The sequence below is a fragment of the Curvibacter lanceolatus ATCC 14669 genome, assembly GCF_000381265.1.
Lineage (GTDB): Bacteria > Pseudomonadota > Gammaproteobacteria > Burkholderiales > Burkholderiaceae_C > Curvibacter > Curvibacter lanceolatus.
Window position 1 is genome coordinate 94,983 of record NZ_KB906264.1, and the last position, 21,103, is coordinate 116,085.

The 21,103-nt window shown below is 64.8% G+C and carries 28 protein-coding genes; 2 read left to right on the forward strand and 26 right to left on the reverse strand.

Translation table 11 applies throughout. From position 1 onward, the window contains the following. Positions 1-3: 3 nt before the first annotated feature. Positions 4-618: a ubiquinol-cytochrome c reductase iron-sulfur subunit gene (gene petA / locus F624_RS0119970; RefSeq protein ID WP_031255642.1), complete on the reverse strand. Its 615-nt coding sequence runs from the start codon at positions 616-618 to the stop codon at positions 4-6. A gap of 236 nt (positions 619-854) precedes the next feature. Between petA and mscL the strand changes: the two genes are divergently transcribed. Then, positions 855-1,292: a large conductance mechanosensitive channel protein MscL gene (mscL, locus tag F624_RS0119975; protein WP_019576119.1), complete on the forward strand. Its 438-nt coding sequence runs from the start codon at positions 855-857 to the stop codon at positions 1,290-1,292. A 32-nt stretch (positions 1,293-1,324) separates the two neighbouring features. On the opposite strand, the gene pdxA is transcribed toward mscL, so the two are convergent. Together pdxA and F624_RS0119985 are read right to left on the reverse strand one after the other, a co-directional pair. Further along, positions 1,325-2,398 carry a 4-hydroxythreonine-4-phosphate dehydrogenase PdxA gene (gene pdxA, locus F624_RS0119980; RefSeq protein ID WP_019576120.1) on the reverse strand — a complete coding sequence of 358 codons (1,074 nt, stop codon included), beginning with the start codon at positions 2,396-2,398 and terminating at the stop codon, positions 1,325-1,327. A gap of 13 nt (positions 2,399-2,411) precedes the next feature. Continuing rightward, a complete protein-coding gene (locus F624_RS0119985) occupies positions 2,412-3,164 on the reverse strand; it encodes a Nif3-like dinuclear metal center hexameric protein (protein WP_019576121.1) in 753 nt (250 codons plus the stop codon). A 142-nt stretch (positions 3,165-3,306) separates the two neighbouring features. Here F624_RS0119985 and F624_RS0119990 point away from each other — a divergent pair, with 142 nt between their 5' ends. Further along, a complete protein-coding gene (locus F624_RS0119990) occupies positions 3,307-4,458 on the forward strand; it encodes a S1C family serine protease (RefSeq protein ID WP_031255646.1) in 1,152 nt (383 codons plus the stop codon). 98 nt (positions 4,459-4,556) lie between these two features. Here F624_RS0119990 and tatC read toward each other — a convergent pair whose 3' ends face one another. From tatC to F624_RS0120105, 23 genes are all read right to left on the reverse strand, one after another. Further along, on the reverse strand, positions 4,557-5,357 hold the full coding sequence (tatC, locus tag F624_RS0119995; RefSeq protein ID WP_019576123.1) for a twin-arginine translocase subunit TatC: 801 nt from the start codon (positions 5,355-5,357) through the stop codon (positions 4,557-4,559). An 89-nt stretch (positions 5,358-5,446) separates the two neighbouring features. Then, the gene (gene tatB, locus F624_RS0120000; protein WP_019576124.1) at positions 5,447-5,902 is read right to left on the reverse strand and encodes a Sec-independent protein translocase protein TatB; all 456 of its coding nucleotides are present in this window, start codon (positions 5,900-5,902) and stop codon (positions 5,447-5,449) included. A 101-nt stretch (positions 5,903-6,003) separates the two neighbouring features. Beyond that, positions 6,004-6,249, reverse strand: a complete 246-nt coding sequence (gene tatA, locus F624_RS0120005) for a Sec-independent protein translocase subunit TatA (protein WP_031255648.1) — start codon at positions 6,247-6,249, stop codon at positions 6,004-6,006. Between the two features lie 70 nt (positions 6,250-6,319). Then, positions 6,320-6,679: a histidine triad nucleotide-binding protein gene (locus tag F624_RS0120010; RefSeq protein WP_019576126.1), complete on the reverse strand. Its 360-nt coding sequence runs from the start codon at positions 6,677-6,679 to the stop codon at positions 6,320-6,322. A 157-nt stretch (positions 6,680-6,836) separates the two neighbouring features. Then, the gene (locus tag F624_RS0120015; protein ID WP_019576127.1) at positions 6,837-7,205 is read right to left on the reverse strand and encodes a phosphoribosyl-ATP diphosphatase; all 369 of its coding nucleotides are present in this window, start codon (positions 7,203-7,205) and stop codon (positions 6,837-6,839) included. An 11-nt stretch (positions 7,206-7,216) separates the two neighbouring features. Then, on the reverse strand, positions 7,217-7,621 hold the full coding sequence (gene hisI / locus F624_RS0120020) for a phosphoribosyl-AMP cyclohydrolase (protein ID WP_019576128.1): 405 nt from the start codon (positions 7,619-7,621) through the stop codon (positions 7,217-7,219). A gap of 69 nt (positions 7,622-7,690) precedes the next feature. Then, positions 7,691-8,470, reverse strand: a complete 780-nt coding sequence (hisF, locus tag F624_RS0120025) for an imidazole glycerol phosphate synthase subunit HisF (protein ID WP_019576129.1) — start codon at positions 8,468-8,470, stop codon at positions 7,691-7,693. Next, positions 8,470-9,216, reverse strand: coding sequence for a 1-(5-phosphoribosyl)-5-[(5-phosphoribosylamino)methylideneamino]imidazole-4-carboxamide isomerase (gene hisA / locus F624_RS0120030; RefSeq protein ID WP_019576130.1), 747 nt, complete (start codon positions 9,214-9,216; stop codon positions 8,470-8,472). The genes hisF and hisA overlap by 1 nt, the downstream gene beginning before the upstream one ends. Before the next feature lie 34 nt (positions 9,217-9,250). Next, positions 9,251-9,907 carry an imidazole glycerol phosphate synthase subunit HisH gene (gene hisH, locus F624_RS0120035; RefSeq protein ID WP_027478377.1) on the reverse strand — a complete coding sequence of 219 codons (657 nt, stop codon included), beginning with the start codon at positions 9,905-9,907 and terminating at the stop codon, positions 9,251-9,253. Positions 9,908-9,969: 62 nt separating this feature from the next. Next, positions 9,970-10,593, reverse strand: a complete 624-nt coding sequence (hisB, locus tag F624_RS0120040) for an imidazoleglycerol-phosphate dehydratase HisB (RefSeq protein ID WP_019576132.1) — start codon at positions 10,591-10,593, stop codon at positions 9,970-9,972. Continuing rightward, positions 10,590-11,696, reverse strand: a complete 1,107-nt coding sequence (hisC, locus tag F624_RS0120045) for a histidinol-phosphate transaminase (RefSeq protein ID WP_019576133.1) — start codon at positions 11,694-11,696, stop codon at positions 10,590-10,592. The genes hisB and hisC overlap by 4 nt, the downstream gene beginning before the upstream one ends. A 4-nt stretch (positions 11,697-11,700) precedes the next feature. Next, entirely contained in the window at positions 11,701-13,029 is a 1,329-nt protein-coding gene (gene hisD, locus F624_RS0120050) for a histidinol dehydrogenase (RefSeq protein ID WP_019576134.1), read from the reverse strand. A 39-nt stretch (positions 13,030-13,068) separates the two neighbouring features. Then, on the reverse strand, positions 13,069-13,710 hold the full coding sequence (gene hisG / locus F624_RS0120055) for an ATP phosphoribosyltransferase (protein WP_019576135.1): 642 nt from the start codon (positions 13,708-13,710) through the stop codon (positions 13,069-13,071). Positions 13,711-13,730: 20 nt separating this feature from the next. Then, positions 13,731-15,008 carry a UDP-N-acetylglucosamine 1-carboxyvinyltransferase gene (gene murA / locus F624_RS0120060; RefSeq protein ID WP_019576136.1) on the reverse strand — a complete coding sequence of 426 codons (1,278 nt, stop codon included), beginning with the start codon at positions 15,006-15,008 and terminating at the stop codon, positions 13,731-13,733. Positions 15,009-15,072: 64 nt separating this feature from the next. Further along, entirely contained in the window at positions 15,073-15,315 is a 243-nt protein-coding gene (locus F624_RS0120065; protein ID WP_019576137.1) for a BolA family protein, read from the reverse strand. Between the two features lie 68 nt (positions 15,316-15,383). Further along, the gene (locus tag F624_RS0120070) at positions 15,384-16,139 is read right to left on the reverse strand and encodes an ABC transporter permease (protein WP_019576138.1); all 756 of its coding nucleotides are present in this window, start codon (positions 16,137-16,139) and stop codon (positions 15,384-15,386) included. Further along, positions 16,136-17,065, reverse strand: a complete 930-nt coding sequence (locus F624_RS0120075; RefSeq protein WP_019576139.1) for an ABC transporter ATP-binding protein — start codon at positions 17,063-17,065, stop codon at positions 16,136-16,138. Before F624_RS0120075 ends, F624_RS0120070 begins: the two co-directional genes overlap by 4 nt. 89 nt (positions 17,066-17,154) lie before the next feature. Beyond that, positions 17,155-17,424 (reverse strand): STAS domain-containing protein, encoded by a 270-nt coding sequence (locus tag F624_RS0120080; RefSeq protein WP_019576140.1) that lies wholly within the window; start codon positions 17,422-17,424, stop codon positions 17,155-17,157. A 2-nt stretch (positions 17,425-17,426) separates the two neighbouring features. Continuing rightward, the gene (locus F624_RS0120085; RefSeq protein WP_027478384.1) at positions 17,427-18,068 is read right to left on the reverse strand and encodes an MlaC/ttg2D family ABC transporter substrate-binding protein; all 642 of its coding nucleotides are present in this window, start codon (positions 18,066-18,068) and stop codon (positions 17,427-17,429) included. Positions 18,069-18,157: 89 nt separating this feature from the next. Then, positions 18,158-18,904 carry an MlaA family lipoprotein gene (locus F624_RS0120090; RefSeq protein ID WP_157443536.1) on the reverse strand — a complete coding sequence of 249 codons (747 nt, stop codon included), beginning with the start codon at positions 18,902-18,904 and terminating at the stop codon, positions 18,158-18,160. A 23-nt stretch (positions 18,905-18,927) separates the two neighbouring features. Further along, complete coding sequence (gene mlaD / locus F624_RS0120095; RefSeq protein ID WP_027478386.1) at positions 18,928-19,416, reverse strand: outer membrane lipid asymmetry maintenance protein MlaD; 489 nt, start codon at positions 19,414-19,416, stop codon at positions 18,928-18,930. Positions 19,417-19,470: 54 nt separating this feature from the next. Then, positions 19,471-20,253: a lipid asymmetry maintenance ABC transporter permease subunit MlaE gene (gene mlaE / locus F624_RS0120100; protein WP_019576144.1), complete on the reverse strand. Its 783-nt coding sequence runs from the start codon at positions 20,251-20,253 to the stop codon at positions 19,471-19,473. Continuing rightward, entirely contained in the window at positions 20,250-21,074 is an 825-nt protein-coding gene (locus F624_RS0120105) for an ABC transporter ATP-binding protein (protein ID WP_031255654.1), read from the reverse strand. Before F624_RS0120105 ends, mlaE begins: the two co-directional genes overlap by 4 nt. Positions 21,075-21,103 lie beyond the last annotated feature (29 nt).

Consider the following 21,103-nt stretch of genomic DNA (forward strand, 5'->3'; position numbering starts at 1 on the left):
CCCTCAAGCCTTCTTGTCTTCACCGATCAGCAGGCGCGTATCGGACAGGTACATGTGGGGAGGCACCGGCAGGTTGTCCGGCGCCGGCTTGTTCTTGAACACACGCCCGGCCAGGTCAAAGGTGGAGCCGTGGCAAGGGCACAGGAAACCGCCCTCCCAGTTGTCCGGCAGCGAGGGCTGCGGACCCGGGGTGAACTTGTCAGACGGCGAGCAGCCAAGGTGGGTGCAGATGCCCACCACCACCAGCACTTCGGGCTTGATCGAGCGATTGGTGTTGCGTGCGTACTCGGGCGTGAACTCCTCCGGATGCCGTTCCGACTTGGGGTCGGCCAGTTGGCCATCGAGCTTGGGAAGCTCGGCCACCATCTCCGGCGTGCGCTTCACAATCCACACGGGCTTGCCCCGCCACTCGGCCGTCATCTTCTCGCCGGGCTTGAGGTTGGAAATATCCACCTCCACAGCGGCACCCGCCGCCTTGGCCTTTTCGGAAGGAGACAAAGTACTCACGAAGGGAACGGCGGTTGCAACGCCGCCCACAGCACCAGCACAGGTTGAGGCGATCAGCCACGTCCTCTTGCTGGAGTCGATCCGCTGGGTGTCGACTGGGGTGTCACTCATGGGGTTGTTCCTCGATGAACATCGCTTATTTGGGTCAACCGCCGATTGTACCGGAGGGCCTCTTGTAAATTCAACGCGCTTTTCCCGAGTGCTCGGCCCCTGCGAATGTGCATAAATACCGAGAAATCAGGGCAAACCCTTGGATTACCCCTTGCTTATCGTAAAGACTGTGCAGAATTGATACTCGGCCGATCACGGCAAAACCATTCATACAAAGCAAACAAAGGAAACTTTCCATGAGCATCGTCAAGGAATTCAAAGAATTCGCCATCAAAGGCAATGTGATTGATTTGGCTGTCGGCGTGATCATCGGCGGCGCCTTCGGAAAGATCGTCGACTCCGTGGTGGCCGATCTGATCATGCCGGTGGTGGGACTGGTGTTTGGCAAACTGGATTTTTCGAATCTCTATATTGCCCTGGGTCAAATTCCGGCAGGCACTGCCGACACACTGGAAGGCCTCAAGAAAGCCGGTGTGCCGGTGTTTGCGTACGGGCATTTCATCACCGTGGCGGTGAATTTCGTGATCCTGGCTTTCATCATTTTCATGATGGTCAAACAAATCAACCGCCTCAAGCGAGAAACACCGGCCGAAGCGCCCGTCGAAGCCGCACCTGCAGCGCCAGCCGAGGATATTGTGTTGCTGCGCGAAATTCGCGACAGCCTGCGCAAGTAAGCAGCCACGCAACACAGGGCGAGGCTGTCGGCTCAGGCGTGGATCAGGCGCCTGGCCATGCGCAGCGCCTCGATCAGGCTGGCCGGGTCGGCCTGCCCCGTGCCGGCAATGTCGAATGCCGTGCCATGGTCGGGGCTGGTGCGCACCAGGGGCAGGCCCAGCGTCACGTTGACCCCCTCTTCCACCCCCAGGTACTTGACCGGTATCAAGCCCTGATCGTGGTACATCGCCACCACCACATCGAACTCGCCTCGCCGGGCTCGCATGTACACCGTGTCTGGCGCCACCGGCCCCGTCACCTGCGCCCCCAGGGCCCGAGCCGCCTGCACGGCCGGCTCGATGATGTCCAGCTCCTCACGGCCGAACAAGCCACCCTCCCCCGCATGCGGGTTCAAGCCCGCCACCGCGATGCGGGGAGGCCGCCCCAGCACGCGCAGCAATGAGTCCTGGGTGATGCGCAAGGTGTCCAACACGTTGTCGTAGGTCACGGCCTCGATGGCCTGACGCAGCGACACATGAATGCTCACCAGCACCGTCCGCAACTCCTGGTTGGCCAGCATCATGCGAACCGGCATGGCCTCCAACCCCACCCCTGCGTGTGCCGCAGCCTCGGCCTGCAACAGCTCCGTATGCCCCGGAAACGCCACACCGGCGGCATGCAGCGCCTCTTTGTGCAGCGGTGCGGTCACCAACGCGGCCACCTGCCCTCGCAATGCCGCCCTCGCAGCCCATAGCACCGCATCGGCCGCCTGACGCCCTGCCTGGGCGCTGACCTGGCCCCATTCCGGCAGGCCGTTCGGCATGGCTGTGCCTGGATCCAGGACGGGCAGGCAGCGCGGCGGACACGAGGCCAGATCGGCAGGCTCGGTGAGCACCACCACCGGCAGCGGCAACTGCCCGCCACCCTGCGCCTGCTGCACCACGCGGGCGGCACGGCGCAGCACCTCGGGCTGCCCCACCACCAACACGCCAGCCATGAGCTCGGGCTCGCTCCAGAACGCCTTCACGATGGTCTCGGGGCCGATACCGGCCGGATCGCCCTGCGTCAGGGCCAGCCAGGAACCAGAGGCAGCACCGGCGGCTGCGGTATGGAGCAAGTCAGACATGTGCAGGCGTCTTTCAGGCGGGGTTGTCAATGTCGATGAACTCGTGCGGAACACCCAGCTGGCGGGCCACCTCCCCTGCCAGCGCCGGGGCACCATAGCGCTCGGTGGCATGGTGACCGGCCGCCAGGAAGGCGACCCCCATCTCTCGTGCGTAATGCGCCTGCGGCTCGGAAATCTCCCCCGTGATGAAGGCATCGGCCCCGGCGGCAATGGCGGCCTCGAAATAGCCCTGCGCCCCACCGGTGCACCAGGCCACCCGCCTCAACGCGCGACCATCGCCCGGCACCGAGGTCACGGAGCGCCCCAGCGCGGCTTCCACCCGCTGGGCCAGGGCGGGCACATCCAGCCCCTCCAGCGGCGCCATCCACCCCAGATTCTGCTCACCGAAGCAAGGGGCACCCCCCTCAAAACCCAGCACCCGCCCCAGTTGGGCGTTGTTGCCCCACTCCGGGTGGGCATCCAGTGGCAGGTGGTAGGCGAGCAGGCTGATGTCATGCGCCAGCAGCCGCTGCAGTCGCTGCTTCATCCAACCCGTGACCCGACCGTCCTGCCCACGCCAGAACAGACCATGGTGCACCAGGATGGCGTCTGCGCCCGCGGCGATGGCGGCCTCGATGAGGGCCAGGCTGGCCGTGACCCCGGACACCAGCCGCCGCACCTGCAGGCGCCCCTCCACCTGCAGGCCATTGGGGCCGTAGTCCTTGAAACGCTCGGGCTGCAGCAAGGCGTCGCAGGCCTGCAGCAAGGTGTGTCGGTCAGTGCTCATACCCCGGATTGTCTCAGTTGCAGCCCCTCCTGCCGCCCGCCGCTTGAGTGACAATAGCCATCTACCACCACCGGCCAAGCCGGAACCCGCCCATGCCAGCTTGATCTGGCGGGCCCCGGTCGACACCCACCAAGCCCCTTTCATGAAGCGCATCTGGCAGCTCTTTTCCCAAACCGTCACCGTGGTGCTGGCCGCCTATTTTGTGGTGGCCACACTCCAACCCCAGTGGGTGAACCGAAACGCCCTGCGCATGGGCAGCATGGGCGTCGCCTTGCTGGAGGCCCCGCCCACCCCGGCCGGCAGCACATCACCGGGCAGCCTCAGTGGCGCCGCCCGCAAGGCCTCGCCGGCGGTGGTCAGCATCAACACCAGCAAGATCAGCCGACAGCCTCGCAACAGCGACCCCTGGCATCAGTTCTTTTTCGGTAACCAGGGCGCGCCCCAACAACAGAGCGGACTGGGGAGCGGCGTGATCGTCAGCGCCGAGGGCTACATCCTCACCAACAACCATGTGGTCGAATCGGCCGACGAAATCGAGGTCACCCTCAACGACAGCCGCACCACACAGGCACGGGTGATCGGCACCGACCCTGACACCGACCTGGCGGTGCTGAAGATCGACGTCGACAGGCTGCCGGCGATCGTACTGGGCAACTCCGACACGCTGCAGGTCGGCGACCAGGTGCTGGCCATCGGCAATCCCTTCGGCGTCGGGCAGACCGTGACCAGCGGCATCGTGAGCGCACTGGGCCGCAATCAGCTGGGCATCAACACCTTCGAAAACTTCATCCAGACCGATGCCGCCATCAACCCCGGCAACTCGGGTGGCGCGCTTGTCGATGTGAACGGCAATCTGCTGGGCATCAACACGGCCATCTACTCGCGCTCCGGCGGCAGCATGGGCATCGGCTTTGCCATTCCCGTCTCCACCGCCCGCCAGGTGCTCGACAGCATCGTCAAGGATGGGCGTGTCACGCGGGGCTGGATCGGGGTGGAGCCCAACGAGCTGTCGGCCGAGTTGGCCGAAACCTTCGGCATCCAACCCGTGCCAGGCGTGATCATCACCGGCGTGCTGCAAAACGGGCCCGCGGCCCAGGCTGGCATCCGGCCGGGCGATGTGATCGTTCAGGTGGCCGGCCAGGCCGTGCACAGCGTGCCTGAACTGCTCTCCCGCGTCTCAGGGCTCACACCAGGGCAGGCGGCGCCCTTCAGCCTGCTGCGCCAGGGCAAAACGCTGCAAGCCGAGGTGACCCCCGGTGTGCGCCCCAAGGCCCACCCCACGGCCCGGCGTTGAATCCCCAGGCTGATTGGCGACACGAACCGACAAAAAGAAAGGGGCCGCTATCGGCCCCTGTTCATTGACTGGCTACCAACCGCCAACCCGGCCTCGGATCATGTGCCCCCGGAGGCAGCCGCTTCGTCTTCAGACTCCGGAGCCTTGGTGGCCCGCACAAAAGCCTGAGCCGCCAGAATGCCCACCTCGTAAAGACCGCCGACCACGCCGAGCAGGATCAGCATCGAGCCCGCATCCGGTGGCGTCACCAAGGCCGTGCCCACGGCAGCGGCCACCCAGAAGTAGCCGCGGTACTGGCGCAACTGCGCGGTGGTGACCACACCCATGCGAACCAGCAGAATCACCGCCACGGGCACCTCAAAGGCCAGACCGAAGGCCAGGAACATGCCCAGCACAAAGCTCAGGTACTCCTCGATGTCAGGTGCGGCCGTGATCGATTTCGGCGCAAAGCCCTGGATGAAGGCGAACACCTTGCCAAACACGAAGAAGTAGCAAAAAGCCACCCCGACCAGAAACAGCACCGTGCTGGAAATGACCAGGGGCAAGACCAGCTTCTTCTCGTGCGAGTACAGCCCCGGCGCCACAAAGGCCCAGACCTGGTAAAGCACATAGGGCAGCGCGATCAGAAAGGCCGCCATGAACAGGATCTTGATCGGCACCACGAAAGGCGACACCACGTTGGTGGCGATCAGGGTGGCCCCCTTGGGCAGATAGGCCACCAGCGGCGCCGCCAGCAGGTCGTAAAGCTCGCCGGCACCGGGGTAGAACGCCAGCGCCAGCGCAACCACGCCGACAGCGATCAGGGCGCGCACCAGGCGATCGCGCAACTCCATCAGGTGCTGCACAAAGGGCTGCTCGGTGCCAGCCAGCTCGTCATCTTGTTGGGGGGATTCGGACATGGTGGGTGGTGATAGGGAGAAGGACTCCCGGACCGTGAAGCGGGCCGAGCAGAAGATTGAATGCACCGGTCAGGTTTGCCGGCACGGGATCAATTGAACTTGCGCGGCCGGTACCGGGCCACCCGGGCTGCCCCTGACAAGGCCTTGGTACGCACGCCGCTGCGCGCCTTGTACCACTGCGGCGTGGCACCGCGCTTGAGGCGCCAGTTCTTGCCAGGATGCCGGTACACCGGGGCCGCCGGCTCCACTGAACTCTCAAGGGCGGCATCGGTGGTTTCGCGCCAGCTTTCCTCGAACTCGCGCGTGCTGGTGTGGATCGTACTCTCCACATCCCGCGCAGCGCTCTCGACGGTGTCCTTCATCTTGCGAAGCTCGTCGAGCTCCATCGAACGGTTGACCTCGGCCTTGACGTCGTTCACATAACGCTGGGCCTTGCCCAGCAGTGTGCCCACAGTGCGCGCCACGCGCGGCAGCTTCTCGGGGCCGATGACGATCAAAGCCACCGCGCCGATCAGCGCCATTTTGGAAATGCCAAGGTCAATCATGAAGGGATCTGTCCATTAAAAAGCGCTAGCGCCCAAGGCCGGCAGGGGCTGACACAGCCCGCCGGAAGGTCCGGGAACAGCCCCGGGCAAGCACTTGAAACTCAGGACTTGGTCTTGGCTTCAACGTCGATCGTGGTCTTCTCAGCAGCGCCTTGGGCCACTTGGGCGGCCGGAGCGGCGGAGGCGGGCTGGGCCGCATCGGTGGTGCCACCCTCCTTCATGCCATCCTTGAAGCCCTTCACGGCGCCCCCCAGATCAGAGCCGATGTTCTTGAGCTTCTTGGTGCCGAACACCATCACCACGATCAACAGCACGATCAACCAGTGCCAAATAGAAAACGAACCCATGGATTTCTCCTGAAGAATTGACTGGATTTTAGACGCCGATGGCCGCCCACTGGGCGCAGGGGCTCAAGTATCACCCCCGCAGCCAAGGCCGCGGACCACCCATGACATGGACATGGAGATGATGCACCTCCTGCCCACCCTCGGCACCTGTGTTGGTCACGATGCGGAACCCACCCTGAGGATAAGGGTTGCAGCCCTGCTCCAAGGCCAGTTGGGGTGCCAGCGTCATGATCTTGCCAAGCAAAGAAGCATGTTCCGCGCCCACATGGGCCATCGACGGAATGTGCAACTTCGGGATGATCAAAAAATGCACAGGCGCCCAGGGCGCAATGTCATGAAAGGCAAACAGGTCTTCATCCTCGAAAACCTTGCGCGACGGGATCTGACCCGCAACGATCTTGCAGAAAATGCAGTTGGCATCCACCGACATCCGAGCACTCCATGGGTTGCTGGGAGGCACCATGACCTGATGGATGACCAGGCAACACGACAACCGCCCCAAAAATCAGCTCCACAGCCTCCTTGGCCGAGAGCGGGAACACATTCATGGCCAGGGCCAGGCCGAGGGCACGTCCCACCCGCCAGGTTCAGACCTGGCCGGCCTCACGGGACTGCACCTTGCGCAGCGCCTTTTCCTCGATGCCACTGGTGCCTTCACGGCGCTCCAGCTCGGCAATCACATCCAGTGGCGACAGGCCATAGTGGGCCAGCGCGATCATCGAGTGAAACCACAGATCGGCCACTTCGTAGACGATCTTGCTGCGGTCACCACCGTGGTCTGCGTCCTTGGCAGCCATGACGGTCTCGGTCGCCTCTTCGCCGATCTTCTTCAGGAAGGCGTCAGGCCCCTTGTGCAGCAGGCGCGCCACATAGCTTTTGTCCGGGTCGCCGCCATGGGCGGGCTTGCGGCTTTCAATCACCGCGGCCAGACGAGCCAGGGAATCATTGGAACTCATGGGTACGCACGTCACTTGTAAATGGATTCAGGGGCTTTCAGCACCGGATCAACCGCCGTCCAGCCCGCCTTGTCGGCATCGTATTGCTGGAAGAAACAGCTGTGCCGCCCGGTGTGGCACGCAATGCCGGGCTCATGGCCTTGTTGCGTGACCTTCAGCAGCACCACATCGTTGTCGCAATCCAGGCGGATGTCATGCACGGTCTGCACATGGCCCGACTCTTCGCCCTTGAACCACAGGCGCTGGCGCGAGCGGCTGTAATACACCGCCCGACCCAGCTCAGCCGTCTTCTGCAGGGCTTCGCGGTTCATCCAGGCAAACATCAGCACATCGTTGCTGCCTTGCTCCTGGGCGATCACGGGCACCAGGCCCTGGGCATCCCATTTGACTTCATCTAACCAGTTCATGGGGTCCATTGTCGGTGATTTGGAAATGCCCACCCCCAGGTGCGGGCGGTGGGCCGGTGGTTGAGACCGCAGACAGCCTCAGAGGCGCACGGGAATGCCGCGCTCAGCCATGCGCGCCTTGGCCTGGGCGACCGTGTACTCACCATAGTGGAAGATGCTGGCCGCGAGCACCGCATCGGCGCCGCCCTGCTGCACGCCATCGGCCAGGTGATCGAGGTTGCCCACGCCACCCGAGGCGATGACAGGCACGCTGACCGCATCGGCGACGGCACGGGTGAGAGCCAGGTCGAAACCCGCCTTGGTGCCATCACGGTCCATGCTGGTGAGCAGGATCTCGCCCGCACCGCGGCGGGCCATTTCGCTGGCCCAGGCCACGGCATCGAGGCCGGTGTTCTTGCGACCGCCATGGCTGTAGACGTCCCAGCCCTCGCCGCGCGCCAACAGGTCGTCGCCATGGCGGCGCTTGGCATCAATGGCCACCACGATGCACTGCGCGCCGTAGCGGGCCGAGGCGTCGCTGATGACTTGTGGGTTGGCAATGGCCGCCGAGTTGAAGCTGGTCTTGTCGGCGCCCGCGTTGAGCAGGCGGCGCACATCTTCCACCGTGCGCACGCCGCCCCCCACCGTGAGGGGAATGAACACCTGGGAGGCCACGGCCTCGATGATGTGGAGAATCAGATCGCGACCATCGCTGGTGGCGGTGATGTCCAGAAAGGTCAGTTCGTCGGCGCCTTGCTCGTTGTAGCGGGCTGCGATCTCCACCGGATCGCCCGCATCGCGCAGTTCGACGAAATTGACGCCTTTGACGACCCGGCCACCGGTCACGTCCAGACAGGGGATGATGCGCTTGGCCAGCATCAGCCGCGCCCGTTCAGTTCGTCGGCACGCGCCTGGGCGGCGGCAAAGTCGAGGTCACCCGAATAGACGGCACGACCACAGATCACGCCCTCGATGCCTTCGTCCTCGACCGCGCACAACTGCTCGATGTCGGCCATGTTGGACAGACCACCCGAAGCAATGACCGGAATGGTCAGGGCCTGCGCCAGCTTGACGGTGGCGTCGATGTTGATGCCGGAGAGCATGCCATCGCGCCCGATGTCGGTGTAGATGATGGACTCGACGCCCCAATCTTCGAACTTCTTGGCCAGGTCGACCACTTCGTGGCCGGTGAGCTTGCTCCAGCCATCGGTGGCCACCTTGCCGTCCTTGGCGTCCAGGCCCACGATGATGTGGCCGCCAAACGCGGTGCAGGCGTCTTTCAGGAAGCCGGGGTTCTTCACGGCCGCCGTGCCGATGATCACGTAGCGCAGACCGCCGTCGATGTACTTCTCGATGGTGTCCAGATCGCGGATGCCACCACCCAGTTGCACCGGAATGTCGTCACCCACCGCCTTGAGGATGGACTTGATGGCCGAATAATTCTGGGGCTTGCCGGCAAAGGCGCCATTGAGGTCGACCAGGTGGAGGCGGCGGGCGCCCTTGTTGACCCAGTTCAGGGCCATGGCGGCAGGGTCTTCACCAAAGGTGGTGGCCTGGTCCATGTCACCTTGCTTGAGGCGCACGCAGTGGCCGTCTTTGAGATCGATCGCGGGAATGAGTTGCATGGTGCTGTGAGCAGCGAATGGTGCAGCGGAAAGGTCAGGGATTCCAGTGAAGGAAGTTGTGGTAGAGCGTCAGGCCGTGGCTCGCGCTCTTTTCGGGGTGGAACTGGGTCGCAAAAATATTATCGCGGGCAATGGCTGCGGTAAAGCGCCCGCCGTAGTCTGCTTCGCCCACACTGTGGCGCCCGTCGGACGGACGCGCATAGAAACTGTGCACGAAATAGAAATAACTGTTGTCGGGCACGTCGGCCCACAGCACGTGAGGCTGGGTCTGGGCCACCTGGTTCCAGCCCATCTGGGGCACCTTGAAGCGGCTGCCATCGGGTTGCAGACGGCCAGCGAGGTCGAATTTGACCACTTCGCCGTGGATCAGCCCCAGACCGGGCGTGTCGCCCTCGGCGCTGTGGTCGAGCAGCATCTGCATGCCCACGCACACGCCGAACAGCGGCTTGGTGGCGGCCGCCTCCAGCACGGACTCGAGCAGGCCCGATTCGCGCAGCTCACGCATGCAGTCGGGCATGGCGCCCTGTCCGGGCAGCACCACGCGGGTGGCAGCGCGCACCTCTTCGGGGCGCGAGGTGATGATCACCTTCACGCCCGCACGGTCGGCCGCAGCCTGAACGGCCTGCGACACCGAGCGGAGATTGCCCATGCCGTAGTCGACGACGGCCACGGTATTAGCGACTGGATTCATGACTCAATTTCTTTGACAAGGAGATGGCCGCGGCAGTGTGTGCCTGCAGCCGGGTCATCACATCAGAGCGAACCCTTGGTGGACGGGATCACACCTGCCGAGCGCGGGTCCAGCTCAAGTGCCGAGCGCACCGCCCGGGCAAACGCCTTGAAGATGGTTTCGCATTGGTGGTGAGCGTTGACACCCTTGAGGTTGTCGATGTGCAGGGTCACGCCGGCATGGTTGACAAAGCCCTGGAAAAACTCGAAAGCCAGTTGCGTATCGAAAGCACCGATCATGCCACTGGTGAACTTCACGTCCATGTGCAGGCCGGGCCGCCCTGAGAAGTCGACCACCACGCGGGACAAGGCCTCATCCAGGGGTACATAGGCATGGCCATAGCGGCGGATGCCCTTCTTGTCGCCCACGGCGCGGGCAAAGGCCTGCCCCAGGGTGATGCCCACGTCTTCGACGGTGTGGTGGCCGTCGATGTGCAGATCGCCACCGCAATCGATGTCGAGGTCGATCAGCCCATGGCGGGCGATCTGGTCGAGCATGTGGTCAAAAAAGCCGATGCCGGTGTTGAGCTTGGACAGCCCCGAACCGTCCAGGTTGACGCGCGCACGAATGCGCGTCTCGGCGGTGTTGCGGGTGACTTCGGCGGTGCGCTCGCAGGAGGCGGCAGGAACAAGTGCGGAGGAGGTCATAGAGAGGCCTGGAAAGCCGACAGCATGCGTGCGTTGTCGTCGGCAGAGCCGACCGTCAGGCGCAGGCAGTTGGCCAGCAAAGGATGCATTTTAGAAACGTTCTTGATCAGCACGCCGAGGGACCGCATGCCTTCGAAGGTTTTGCCCGCGTCGGGTACCCGCACCAGGATCATGTTGGCATCGCTGTCCCAGGCCCGCACGCCGGGCAAGGCACGCAAGGCCGCCAGCAACAGGCCGCGCTCACGGCGCAGCGTGGCCGCCTGCTCGGCAAAGACCTCGGCATGCTCCAGCGCGAACAAGGCGCACTCACAGTTGAGCACGCTGATGTTGTAAGGCGGCCGAACCTTGTCGATTTCCGCGATCAGCTCAGAGCGCCCCAGCATGTAACCCAGGCGGATGCCGGCCAGCCCGAACTTGCTCAGGGTGCGCATCAGCAGCACATGGGCATTGGCCTCGGGGTGGGCCGTGATCTCGCTGAGCCAGCTGTGGCTGGCAAAGGGCTGATAGGCCTCGTCCATGACCACCAGGCCGCCCTGCTCGCCCACCGCAGCAATCAGGCGACGGATGGTTTCAGCGCTCCAGAGGTTGGCCGTGGGGTTGTTGGGGTAGGCCAGGTAGGTGATGGCCGGTCGGTGCTCGGCGATGGCGGCCAGCAGGGCGGCTTCATCGAGCTCGAAATCGGCCGTCAGCGGCACGCCGACAAAACGCAGCCCTTGCAGCTGAGCACTCATGGCGTACATGACGAAGCCCGGCAAGGGCGCCAGAATGGTCGCACCCGGCACATCGCAGGCCAGGGCGAGCAGCGAGATCAGCTCGTCCGAGCCATTGCCCAGCATCAGGGCGTGCCCTTCGGGCAGGTCCACGTGGCGGGCCAGCGCGTCCTTGAGGTCGTTCACGCGCTCGCCCGGGTACCGGTTGATGGCCAGGCTGCCCAGGCGCTGCCCCAGGGCGGCCTGCAGCGGTGCGGGCAGGGTGAAGGGGTTCTCCATGGCGTCCAGCTTGAGCTGGCCGCGCGCGTCCTGCACCGCATAGGCATGCATGGACTGCACGTCCTGACGGATGTTGGCCAGGGCGCGAACGAGGGTGGGCGTGGTGGCAGTCATGGGGTCAGGCTCGAGGAGTTTTGAGGCGCATCTCGGCGGCCTGGGCATGGGCCTGCAGCCCTTCGCCATAGGCCAGCTCGGCGGCGATCAGGCCCAGGGTCTGGGCACCGGCTTCGCTCACCTCGATCAGGCTGCTGCGCTTCTGGAAGTCATACACACCCAGCGGCGAGCTGAAGCGTGCCGTGCCACTGGTGGGCAGCACGTGGTTCGGCCCGGCGCAGTAGTCGCCCAGCGACTCGCTGGTGAAGGCGCCCAGGAAGATGGCACCAGCGTGCTTGAGCAAGGGCTCCCAGCGGTGCGGGTCGTTGCTGGAGACCTCCAGGTGCTCGGGCGCGATGCGGTTGCTGATGGCGCAGGCCTCTTCCATGCTGCGGGTCTGGATCAGGGCACCCCGGTCGCTCAAGGACTTGGCAATGATCGCGGCCCGCGGCATGGTGGGCAGCAGGCGATCGATCTCGCGCTGCACCGCCTCGATGTAGGCGGCGTCAGGGCACAGCAGGATGCTTTGCGCCAGCTCGTCGTGCTCGGCCTGGCTGAACAGGTCCATGGCCACCCAGTCGGCCGGCGTGCTGCCGTCGGCCAGCACCAGGATCTCGCTGGGGCCGGCAATCATGTCGATGCCCACGGTGCCGAACACCCGCTTCTTGGCGCTGGCCACGTAGGCATTGCCCGGGCCGGTGATCTTGTCGACCTTGGGCACCGTGGCCGTGCCATAGGCCAGGGCCGCCACGGCCTGGGCGCCGCCGATGGTGAAGGCCCGGCTCACGCCGGCCACATAGGCGGCCGCCAGCACCAGGGGGTTCTTCTCGCCCTTGGGCGTGGGCACCACCATGATGATCTCGCCCACCCCGGCCACGTGGGCCGGGATGGCATTCATCAGCACGCTGGAGGGGTAGGCGGCCTTGCCGCCGGGCACATAGATGCCCACGCGGTCCAGCGGCGTGACCTTCTGGCCCAGCAGGGTGCCGTCCTCGTCGCGGTAGCTCCAGCTCTCGCCCGAGGCCTTCTTCTGCGCCTCGTGGTAGCTGCGCACCCGGCGGGCCGCCTGCTCCAGCGCCTGGCGCTGGACTTCGGGCAGGCCGTCGAAAGCAGCTTTCAGTTCAGCCTGGGTCAGCTCCAGGGCCGCCATGCTCGCCACGCTCAGGCCGTCAAAGCGCTGGGTGTACTCGATCACGGCGGCATCCCCGCGCTGCTGCACGTCGGCCAGGATGTCGGCCACGCGCTGCTCGATGGCCGCGTCGGTGTCGGCAGACCAGTGCAAGCGGGCCTTGAAGTCGGCCTCGAAGGTGGCCGATTCGGTCGACAGGCGAAGGGGGGCGGCTTGCAGGGTCATGGCGAGGGGCTCCGGGGCGAGGGGTTCTTCTTCAAGGGGTCAGTCGGCTTTCACGGCGCCGGCAAAGGCGTCGATGATGCGGCGGATGGGGGCTTGCTTGAGCTTGAGCGCGGCCTGGTTCACCACCAGACGCGAGCTGATGTCCATGATGCGTTCCACCTCCACCAGGTGGTTGGCTTTGAGCGTGCTGCCGGTGGACACCAGGTCGACAATGGCGTCGGCCAGGCCCGTCAGCGGCGCCAGCTCCATGCTGCCGTAGAGCTTGATCAGATCGACGTGCACGCCCTTGGTGGCAAAGAAATCACGGGCGATCGAGGTGTACTTGGTGGCCACACGCAGGCGCGAGCCCTGCTTGACGACGCCCGCGTAATCGAAATCGGCCCGCACGGCCACACTCATGCGGCAGCGCGCGATGCGCAGGTCCAGCGGCTGGTAAAGGCCCTGGCCGCCATGCTCGATGAGGGTGTCCTTGCCGGTCACGCCCAGGTCGGCGCCACCGTATTCCACATAGGTGGGCACGTCGGTGGCGCGCACCAACACCACGCGCACATCGGGCTGGTTGGTGGGCAGGATGAGCTTGCGCGATTTTTCGGGGTCTTCAGTGACCTCGATGCCGGCGGCTGCCAGCAGCGGCAGGGTTTCGTCAAAGATGCGGCCTTTGGAGAGGGCGAGCGTAATCATGTGTCTGGTCTTTCCCGGGGTCAGCGGATTCGTTCGATGTCGGCACCCAGGCCGCGCAGTTTTTCTTCCATGCGATCGTAGCCACGGTCCAGGTGGTAGATGCGGTCCACCACGGTCTCGCCCTCGGCCACCAGGCCGGCGATCACCAGGCTGGCCGAGGCGCGCAGGTCGGTGGCCATGACCTGGGCGCCGGACAGGCGCGGCACGCCCTCGATGATCGCCAGCTTGCCGTCGGTCTGGATGCGGGCGCCCAGGCGGACCAGTTCGTCCACGTGCATGAAGCGGTTCTCAAAAATCGTCTCGGTCACCGTCGACACACCGCCCGAGACGCAGTTGAGCGCCATGAACTGGGCCTGCATGTCGGTCGGGAAGCCCGGGTATTCGGTGGTGCGAAAGCTCTGCGCCTTGCAGTAGCTGGCGGCCGGCCCGGGGGCCTGGATGCGGATGCCGCCCTCGTGCGCCGTGACCGTGGCCCCGGCCTGGATCAGCTTTTCGATCACCGCATCGAGGTGTTCGGCCCGGCCATGGCGCAGGAACACGTCGCCGCCCGTGGCCGCCACGGCGCACAAGAACGTGCCGGCTTCGATGCGATCGGCCACCACCGCGTGGCGTGCGCCGTGCAGGCGCGGCACACCCTGGATGCTGATGCGGCTGCTGCCGTGGCCTTCGATGCGGGCACCCATGGCGATCAGCATCTCGGCCAGGTCCTGGATTTCGGGCTCCTGGGCGGCGTTTTCAAGCACCGTCTCGCCCTCGGCCAGGCTGGCGGCCATGAGGAAATTCTCGGTGCCGGTGACGGTCACCATGTCGGTGGTGATGCGAGCGCCCTTCAGACGGGTCTGCCCCGCAGGCAGGCTGGCCACCATGTAGCCATGCTCGACCTGGATGTCGGCCCCCATGGCCTGCAGGCCCTTGATGTGCTGGTCCACCGGACGCGAGCCGATCGCACAGCCCCCGGGCAAGGACACCCGGGCCCGACCGAAACGGGCCAGCAAAGGCCCCAGCGCCAGCACCGAGGCGCGCATGGTCTTGACCAGTTCGTAGGGGGCTTCAAGCTGCGTGAGCGCGGACGCATCCAGGCGAACGGTGCCCTCCTCGCCCTGCTCGGCCTGCACCCCCATGTGGCGGATCAGCTTGAGCATGGTGGCCACGTCCTGCAGGCGGGGCACGTTGTCCAGGGTGACAGGCTCCTCGGTCAGCAGGGCGGCACACAGCTCGGGCAGAGCCGCGTTCTTGGCGCCGGAAACAAGGGCTTCACCATTCAGGGAACGGCCGCCACGGATGAGGAGTTTGTCCATCAGGGATTGAAAGGGTCAGAGGGCGTGAAGGTCGCTCCGGGGTGCCGGTGGCGGCAGCCGGGGCTCAGCGCGGCTGGGCAGCCCACTCCGCGGGTGTGAAAGTCTTCATCGACAAGGCATGGACCTCGTCGGTGCGTATTTTCTCACCGAGCGTGGCATACACCCGCTGATGGCGCTGGATCGCGCGCTTGCCTTCGAATTCTGCCGACACGATGGTGGCATACCAATGGCGGCCATCGCCCTCGACCACGAGGTGTTCGCAGTTCAGGCCGGCGGCAATGAGGGTTTGAAGATCGTCAGAAGTCATGGTGCGGGGCGAATGGGTTGGAGACAACGACCCGGACGGCCCGAAGGCACGGGTCGCCGGAACGCGGTTCAGCTTCGAATCTTGTAACCGGTGCGCAACAGGTGCAGCGCGATGCCACAGACGACCAGCCAGGCGCTGCCCACCAGGGCCAGGCTGAGCCAGGGCGACACATCACTGACCCCGAAGAAGCCGTAACGGAAGCCGTCGATCATGTAGAAAAACGGGTTCAGGTGGCTGACCTGCTGCCAGAACGGAGGCAGCGAATGGATCGAATAGAACACGCCCGACAAAAAGGTCATGGGCATGATCACGAAGTTCTGGAAGGCCGCCATTTGATCAAACTTTTCGGCCCACAGGCCGGCGATCAGGCCCAGCGCACCCAGCATCGAGGCGCCCAGCGCCGCAAACACGAGGATCCAAGCCGGTGCCACAAAGCCTGGCACGGCAAACAGCGAGGTCACCACGAGCACGCCCAGCCCCACCACCAGGCCGCGCACCATCGAGGAGCCGACATAGGCCACGAACCAGGCGCGGTGCGACAGCGGCGTGAGCAGCAGAAACACCAGGTTGCCCATGATCTTGCTCTGAATCAGCGAGGACGAGCTGTTGGCAAAGGCATTCTGCAGCACGCTCATCATCACCAGCCCCGGGATCAGGAAGGCGGTGTACGACACCCCTTCATGCACCTGGACGCGCTCGTCGAGCACGTGGCCAAACACCATCAGGTACAGCACCGCCGTGAGCACCGGAGCGGCCACCGTCTGGAAGCTGACCTTCCAGAAACGCAGCACTTCCTTGTAAAGCAGGGTTTGCCAGCCGTTCATGCTGCCACCTCTTGGCCTGCCTGGCGGCTGCCCGCCATGACGCTGATGAACACATCCTCCAGGTCGGCCTTGCGCACCTCGATGTCTTCGACCACCAGGCCCGATTCGCGCACCAGGGCCAGGCTGCGTTCGATGTCGGCCGCATCATGCACCGCCAGTTGGACGATGCGCCCGGTGACCCGGGCCTGCGCCTGCAAGGCGGCCGGCAGTTCGCCATCCACCTTGAAGCGCAGCACATTGCCCGAGGCCCGGCTCAGCAGCTCCGAGGTGCGCTCCAGCGCCACCACCTGCCCCTGCTTGAGCATGGCCAGGCGCCCGCACAGGGCTTCGGCTTCGTCGAGGTAATGGGTGGTCAGCAGCACGGTGTGGCCCTGTTTGTTGAGGCGGGCAATGAACTGCCACAGGGTCTGGCGCAATTCGACGTCGACACCGGCCGTGGGCTCGTCGAGCACGATGATGGGCGGGCGGTGCACCAGGGCCTGGGCCACCAGCACACGGCGCTTCATGCCGCCCGACAGCTGGCGCATATTGGACTTGGCCTTGTCGGCCAGGCCGAGGCTCTCCAGCAGTTCATCGATCCAGGCGTCGTTGTTCTTCACACCGAAATAGCCCGACTGGATCTTCAGCGACTCACGCACCGAGAAGAACGGGTCGAACACCAGCTCCTGGGGCACGATGCCCAGGCGGCGCCGGGCTTCGGCATAGTCGGCCTGCACGTCCGCCCCCTGCACCAGCACCCGCCCCGAGCTGGCACGCGCCAACCCAGCCAGAATGCTGATCAAGGTGGTCTTGCCCGCGCCGTTGGGGCCGAGCAGGCCGAAGAATTCCCCTTCTTCGATGTCGAAGCTGACATCGTTCAAGGCCTGGAAGGGCCCGCGGGGGGTGGAGAAGGTCTTGGAGACCGATTGGAATGAGACTGCAGGCATGGAGACTCGGGATTTTAAGCCCTGGGCTCACAATGCCTTTTGGAGAGACCTGCGTCCCCGACAGGACGCAGGGTCATGCCAGACCGGAATCAGGCTGCAGGCAGCAGCTCGCTGACGCCGTAAAGCTGGGCCAGGGTGGCCAGCCGGGGGTGCAATCCCTGCACCGCAAAGGTCTTGCCCAGGGCCAGCGCCTCGCGCCGGCAACCCAACAGCACCGCCAGTGCCGATGAATCGAACACCGTCGTGGCCGAGGCATCGGCCACCACCTGGGGCTCCGCATGCCGGCGCAGGGTCTGCACCAGCATGCCCAGGCAAGCGCCGGCCTGGGCGTGGGTCAATTCGGCAGGCAGCACCAGCACGATCAGCCCTTCTTGGCGTTGTTGGCCTTGTTGCGCTCGGTCAGCGTGGCGATCAGGCCATCAATGCCCTTGGCATTGATTTCCTGGGCAAACTGACTGCGGTAGGTCTCGACCAACCACACGCCCATGACGTTGAGGTTGTAGATCTTCCAGCCGGCACCCACGCCCGGGGTCTTCTCGAGGCGGTAATCGAGCTGGATCGGATCCCCCTTGCCACGCACCTCACTGCGCACGACCACATCGGTGTCGTCAGCAGCAGCGCGCAGCGGCTTGATGGAGATGGTCTGATCCGACACCTGGGCCAACGCGCCCGAGTAGGTGCGCACCAACAGGGTCTTGAATTCTTCCTGCAGACGGGCCTTCTGATCGGCCGTGGCCTGGCGCCAGGCCGGCCCCACCGCAGCGGCCGTCATGCGCGGGAAGTTCACGTTGGGCATGATCTTGGTGTCGACCAGGGCGATCAGCTTGCCCGTGTCGCCGCCCTGGATGGCCTTGTCGGTCTTGATGGTGTCGAGCACGTCGGTGGACAGCTGCTTGATCAGCGCATCGGGCGCCTCGTCGGCCGCCAGGGCCGTCAGGGGAAGCGCGAGAGACAGGGCACTGGCCGCAGCCATCAGCCATGCGCCAAGAGTACGTCGTTGCATAGAAATCCTTTCAAAGCGGCATCAGCCACGGGGTGATAACGGTTCAGACCCAGCAGCGGACGACAAACGGCCTGCTCGCCAGGTCAACCTCACGGAAGCGGTTCGGGCGGCAGCGCGCCATCGTCCTCGTCGGGACGGCCCCGGCCATGCAGGCGCTCGTTGTCGCGCAATTGCAGGTAGACGTCACGGGTGAAGGAATATTTGTCCAGCGCCGCTTCGTCGAGCACGCGGCTGGCCCCGAGCAGGTTGGAGCGGATCGACACCACACGCATGGCGTACAGCGAGTTGCGGGTCGGCACGTGATCGATGTGGGTCACGACGTCGCCCTTCCAGATGATGGGCAGGGCCACGGTGTCACGCAGCGTGGACGGCCCCAGGATGGGCAGCACGATGTAGGGGCCGGTCGGCACGCCGTAGCGCGCCAGCGTCTGCCCGAAATCCTGCTTGTGCTGCTCGATCTGCATCTCGCTGGCGATGTCCAGCGTGCCAGCCAGGCCGAAAATCGTGTTGAAGCCGAAACGCAAGGCTGTATCGGCCGAGCCTTTCAGATCGAGCTGCAGCACGTTGTTGACGAAGGACCAGACCTCGCCCAGGTTGGAGAAGAAGTTGTTCACCCCGGTGCGCACCACCGAGGGCGTGACCTCCCGGTAGGCGGTGGCCACGGGCTTGAACACCGCACCATCCACAGCCTCGTTGAAGCGTGACATGTCGCGGTTGAAGGGCTCCAGCGGGTCACGCGGGTTTTTTCCCGGACCGGAGGCACAACCGGACAGCACAGCCAAGACCACCGCGGCCATGGCCAGGCGCAGCCATCCTCCGGCGCGGCACAAATTCATTTGATTTCGATCGTCACTCATTTTTACTTTTTAGCTCCGTTGGCCGGGGTCGTGGGACCGTCTGCAGCCTTGCTGTACAGGAACTGGCTGATCAGGTTCTCCAGGACCACGGCCGATTGCGTTGTTCCGATCTTGTCGCCGGGGGCCAGGTTCTTCTCGTCGGCGCCCGCCTCGATACCGATGTATTGCTCACCCAGCAGGCCCGCCGTCAGGATCTTCAGCGAGCTGTCCTTGGGGAAAGCGTAGCGGTTTTCCAGGGCCAGGGCGACCTGGGCCTGGAAGGACTTGTCGTCGAAAACGATCGACTCCACACGCCCGACCACCACCCCCGCACTCTTGACCGCGGCCTTTGGCTTGAGCCCGCCGATATTGTCGAACTTCGCAGTGACCCTGTAGGTGGACTGGAAATTCAGGCTCAGCAGATTGGCCGACTGCAGGGCGAGAAACACCACTGCGCCCAGGCCCAGAAGCACAAACAGACCGACCCAGATATCATTTTTGGAGCGTTGCACAACACTCTCCTTTGCTACATCGAGGGACGGCCTGTCGGCCATCCCGGTTGAATCTCAAACACTGAACATCAGCGCGGTCAGGATGAAGTCCAGACCCAGCACGGCCAGCGACGCCACGACCACGGTGCGGGTGGTGGCGCGCGACACCCCTTCGGGTGTGGGCATGGCCTCAAAGCCCTGCAGCAAGGCCGTGAAGGTCACGGTGAAGCCGAACACCACGCTCTTGATCACGCCATTGCCCACATCGGACCACACATCGACCCCACCCTGCATCTGACTCCAGAACGAACCCGAGTCGACACCGATCAAGGGCACGGCAATCACCCACCCACCGATCACGCCCACCGCGCTGAACACGGCCGTGAGCAGGGGCAAGGTGATGACGCCCGCCCAGAAACGGGGTGCCAGAATGCGGCGCACCGGATCGACCGCCATCATCTCCATGGCACTGAGCTGCTCGCCTGCCTTCATCAGGCCGATCTCCGCCGTGAGCGAGGTGCCCGCGCGCCCGGCAAATAGCAAGGCGGTGACCACCGGGCCCAACTCACGCACCAGGGAGAGCGTGACCAGTTGGCCCAAGGCTTCGGACGAGCCATAGCGCTGCAGGATGTTGAAGCCCTGCAGCCCCAGCACAAAGCCGATGAACAGGCCCGACACCGCGATGATGGCCAGCGAATAGTTGCCCAGGAAATGGATCTGGTCACGCACCAGGCTGAAGCGGCGCATACAAGCGCCGAAATCGAGCACCAGGCGGGCAAACAGACGGGCGCCGTGGCCGATCCCGGCCAGTTGCCGGCGCGTGGCCAGCCCGACATCGGAAGGATTGAACCAGCTCATGCCCTGCCCTCCTGGCCGGGGCCAAAGTCATCCGCCACGCTGGGGCCCGGGTAATGGAAGCGCACCGGCCCCTCGGGCAAGGCGTTGACGAACTGGTGCACCAGCGGATCCTCGCTGTGCCGCACCTCGTCGGGCGTGCCCTGGGCCACGATGTGGCCATTGGCCAGCACGATCACCTTGTCGGCGATGTGAAAAGTTTCGTCGAGGTCGTGCGAGACGATGATGCTGGTCAGGCCCATGGCGTCGTTGAGCTCGCGGATCAGACGCGCCGCCGTGCCCAGCGAGATCGGGTCCAGCCCCGCAAAGGGCTCGTCATACATGACCAGCTCGGGGTCGAGCACGATGGCACGGGCCAGCGCCACGCGCCGGGCCATGCCGCCCGAGACTTCGCTGGGCATCAGATCGCGCGCACCGCGCAGGCCCACGGCATTGAGCTTCATCAGCACGATGTCGCGGATCAGGGCTTCGGGCATGTCGGTGTGCTCACGCAGCGGAAAGGCCACGTTGTCGAACACGCTGGAGTCGGTGAACAGCGCCCCGAACTGGAACAGCATGCCCATGCGACGACGCACCTTGTACAGGCCCGCCAGATCCAGCTGGGCCACGTTCTGCCCATCAAAGCTGACCTCGCCCGCCTGAGGGCGCACCTGGCCGCCGATCAGACGCAGCACGGTGGTCTTGCCACCACCCGAGGCGCCCATCAAGGCCGTGACCTTGCCGCGCGGAATGGTCAGCGAAACGCCGTCCAGAATGACCCGCTCCCCGTACCCGAAGGTCAGATCGCGCAATTCGACTAAAGAAGGGGTAGGTGTGGAAGACATGAAGCAAAAACGCCGGACGGTGCCCGGCT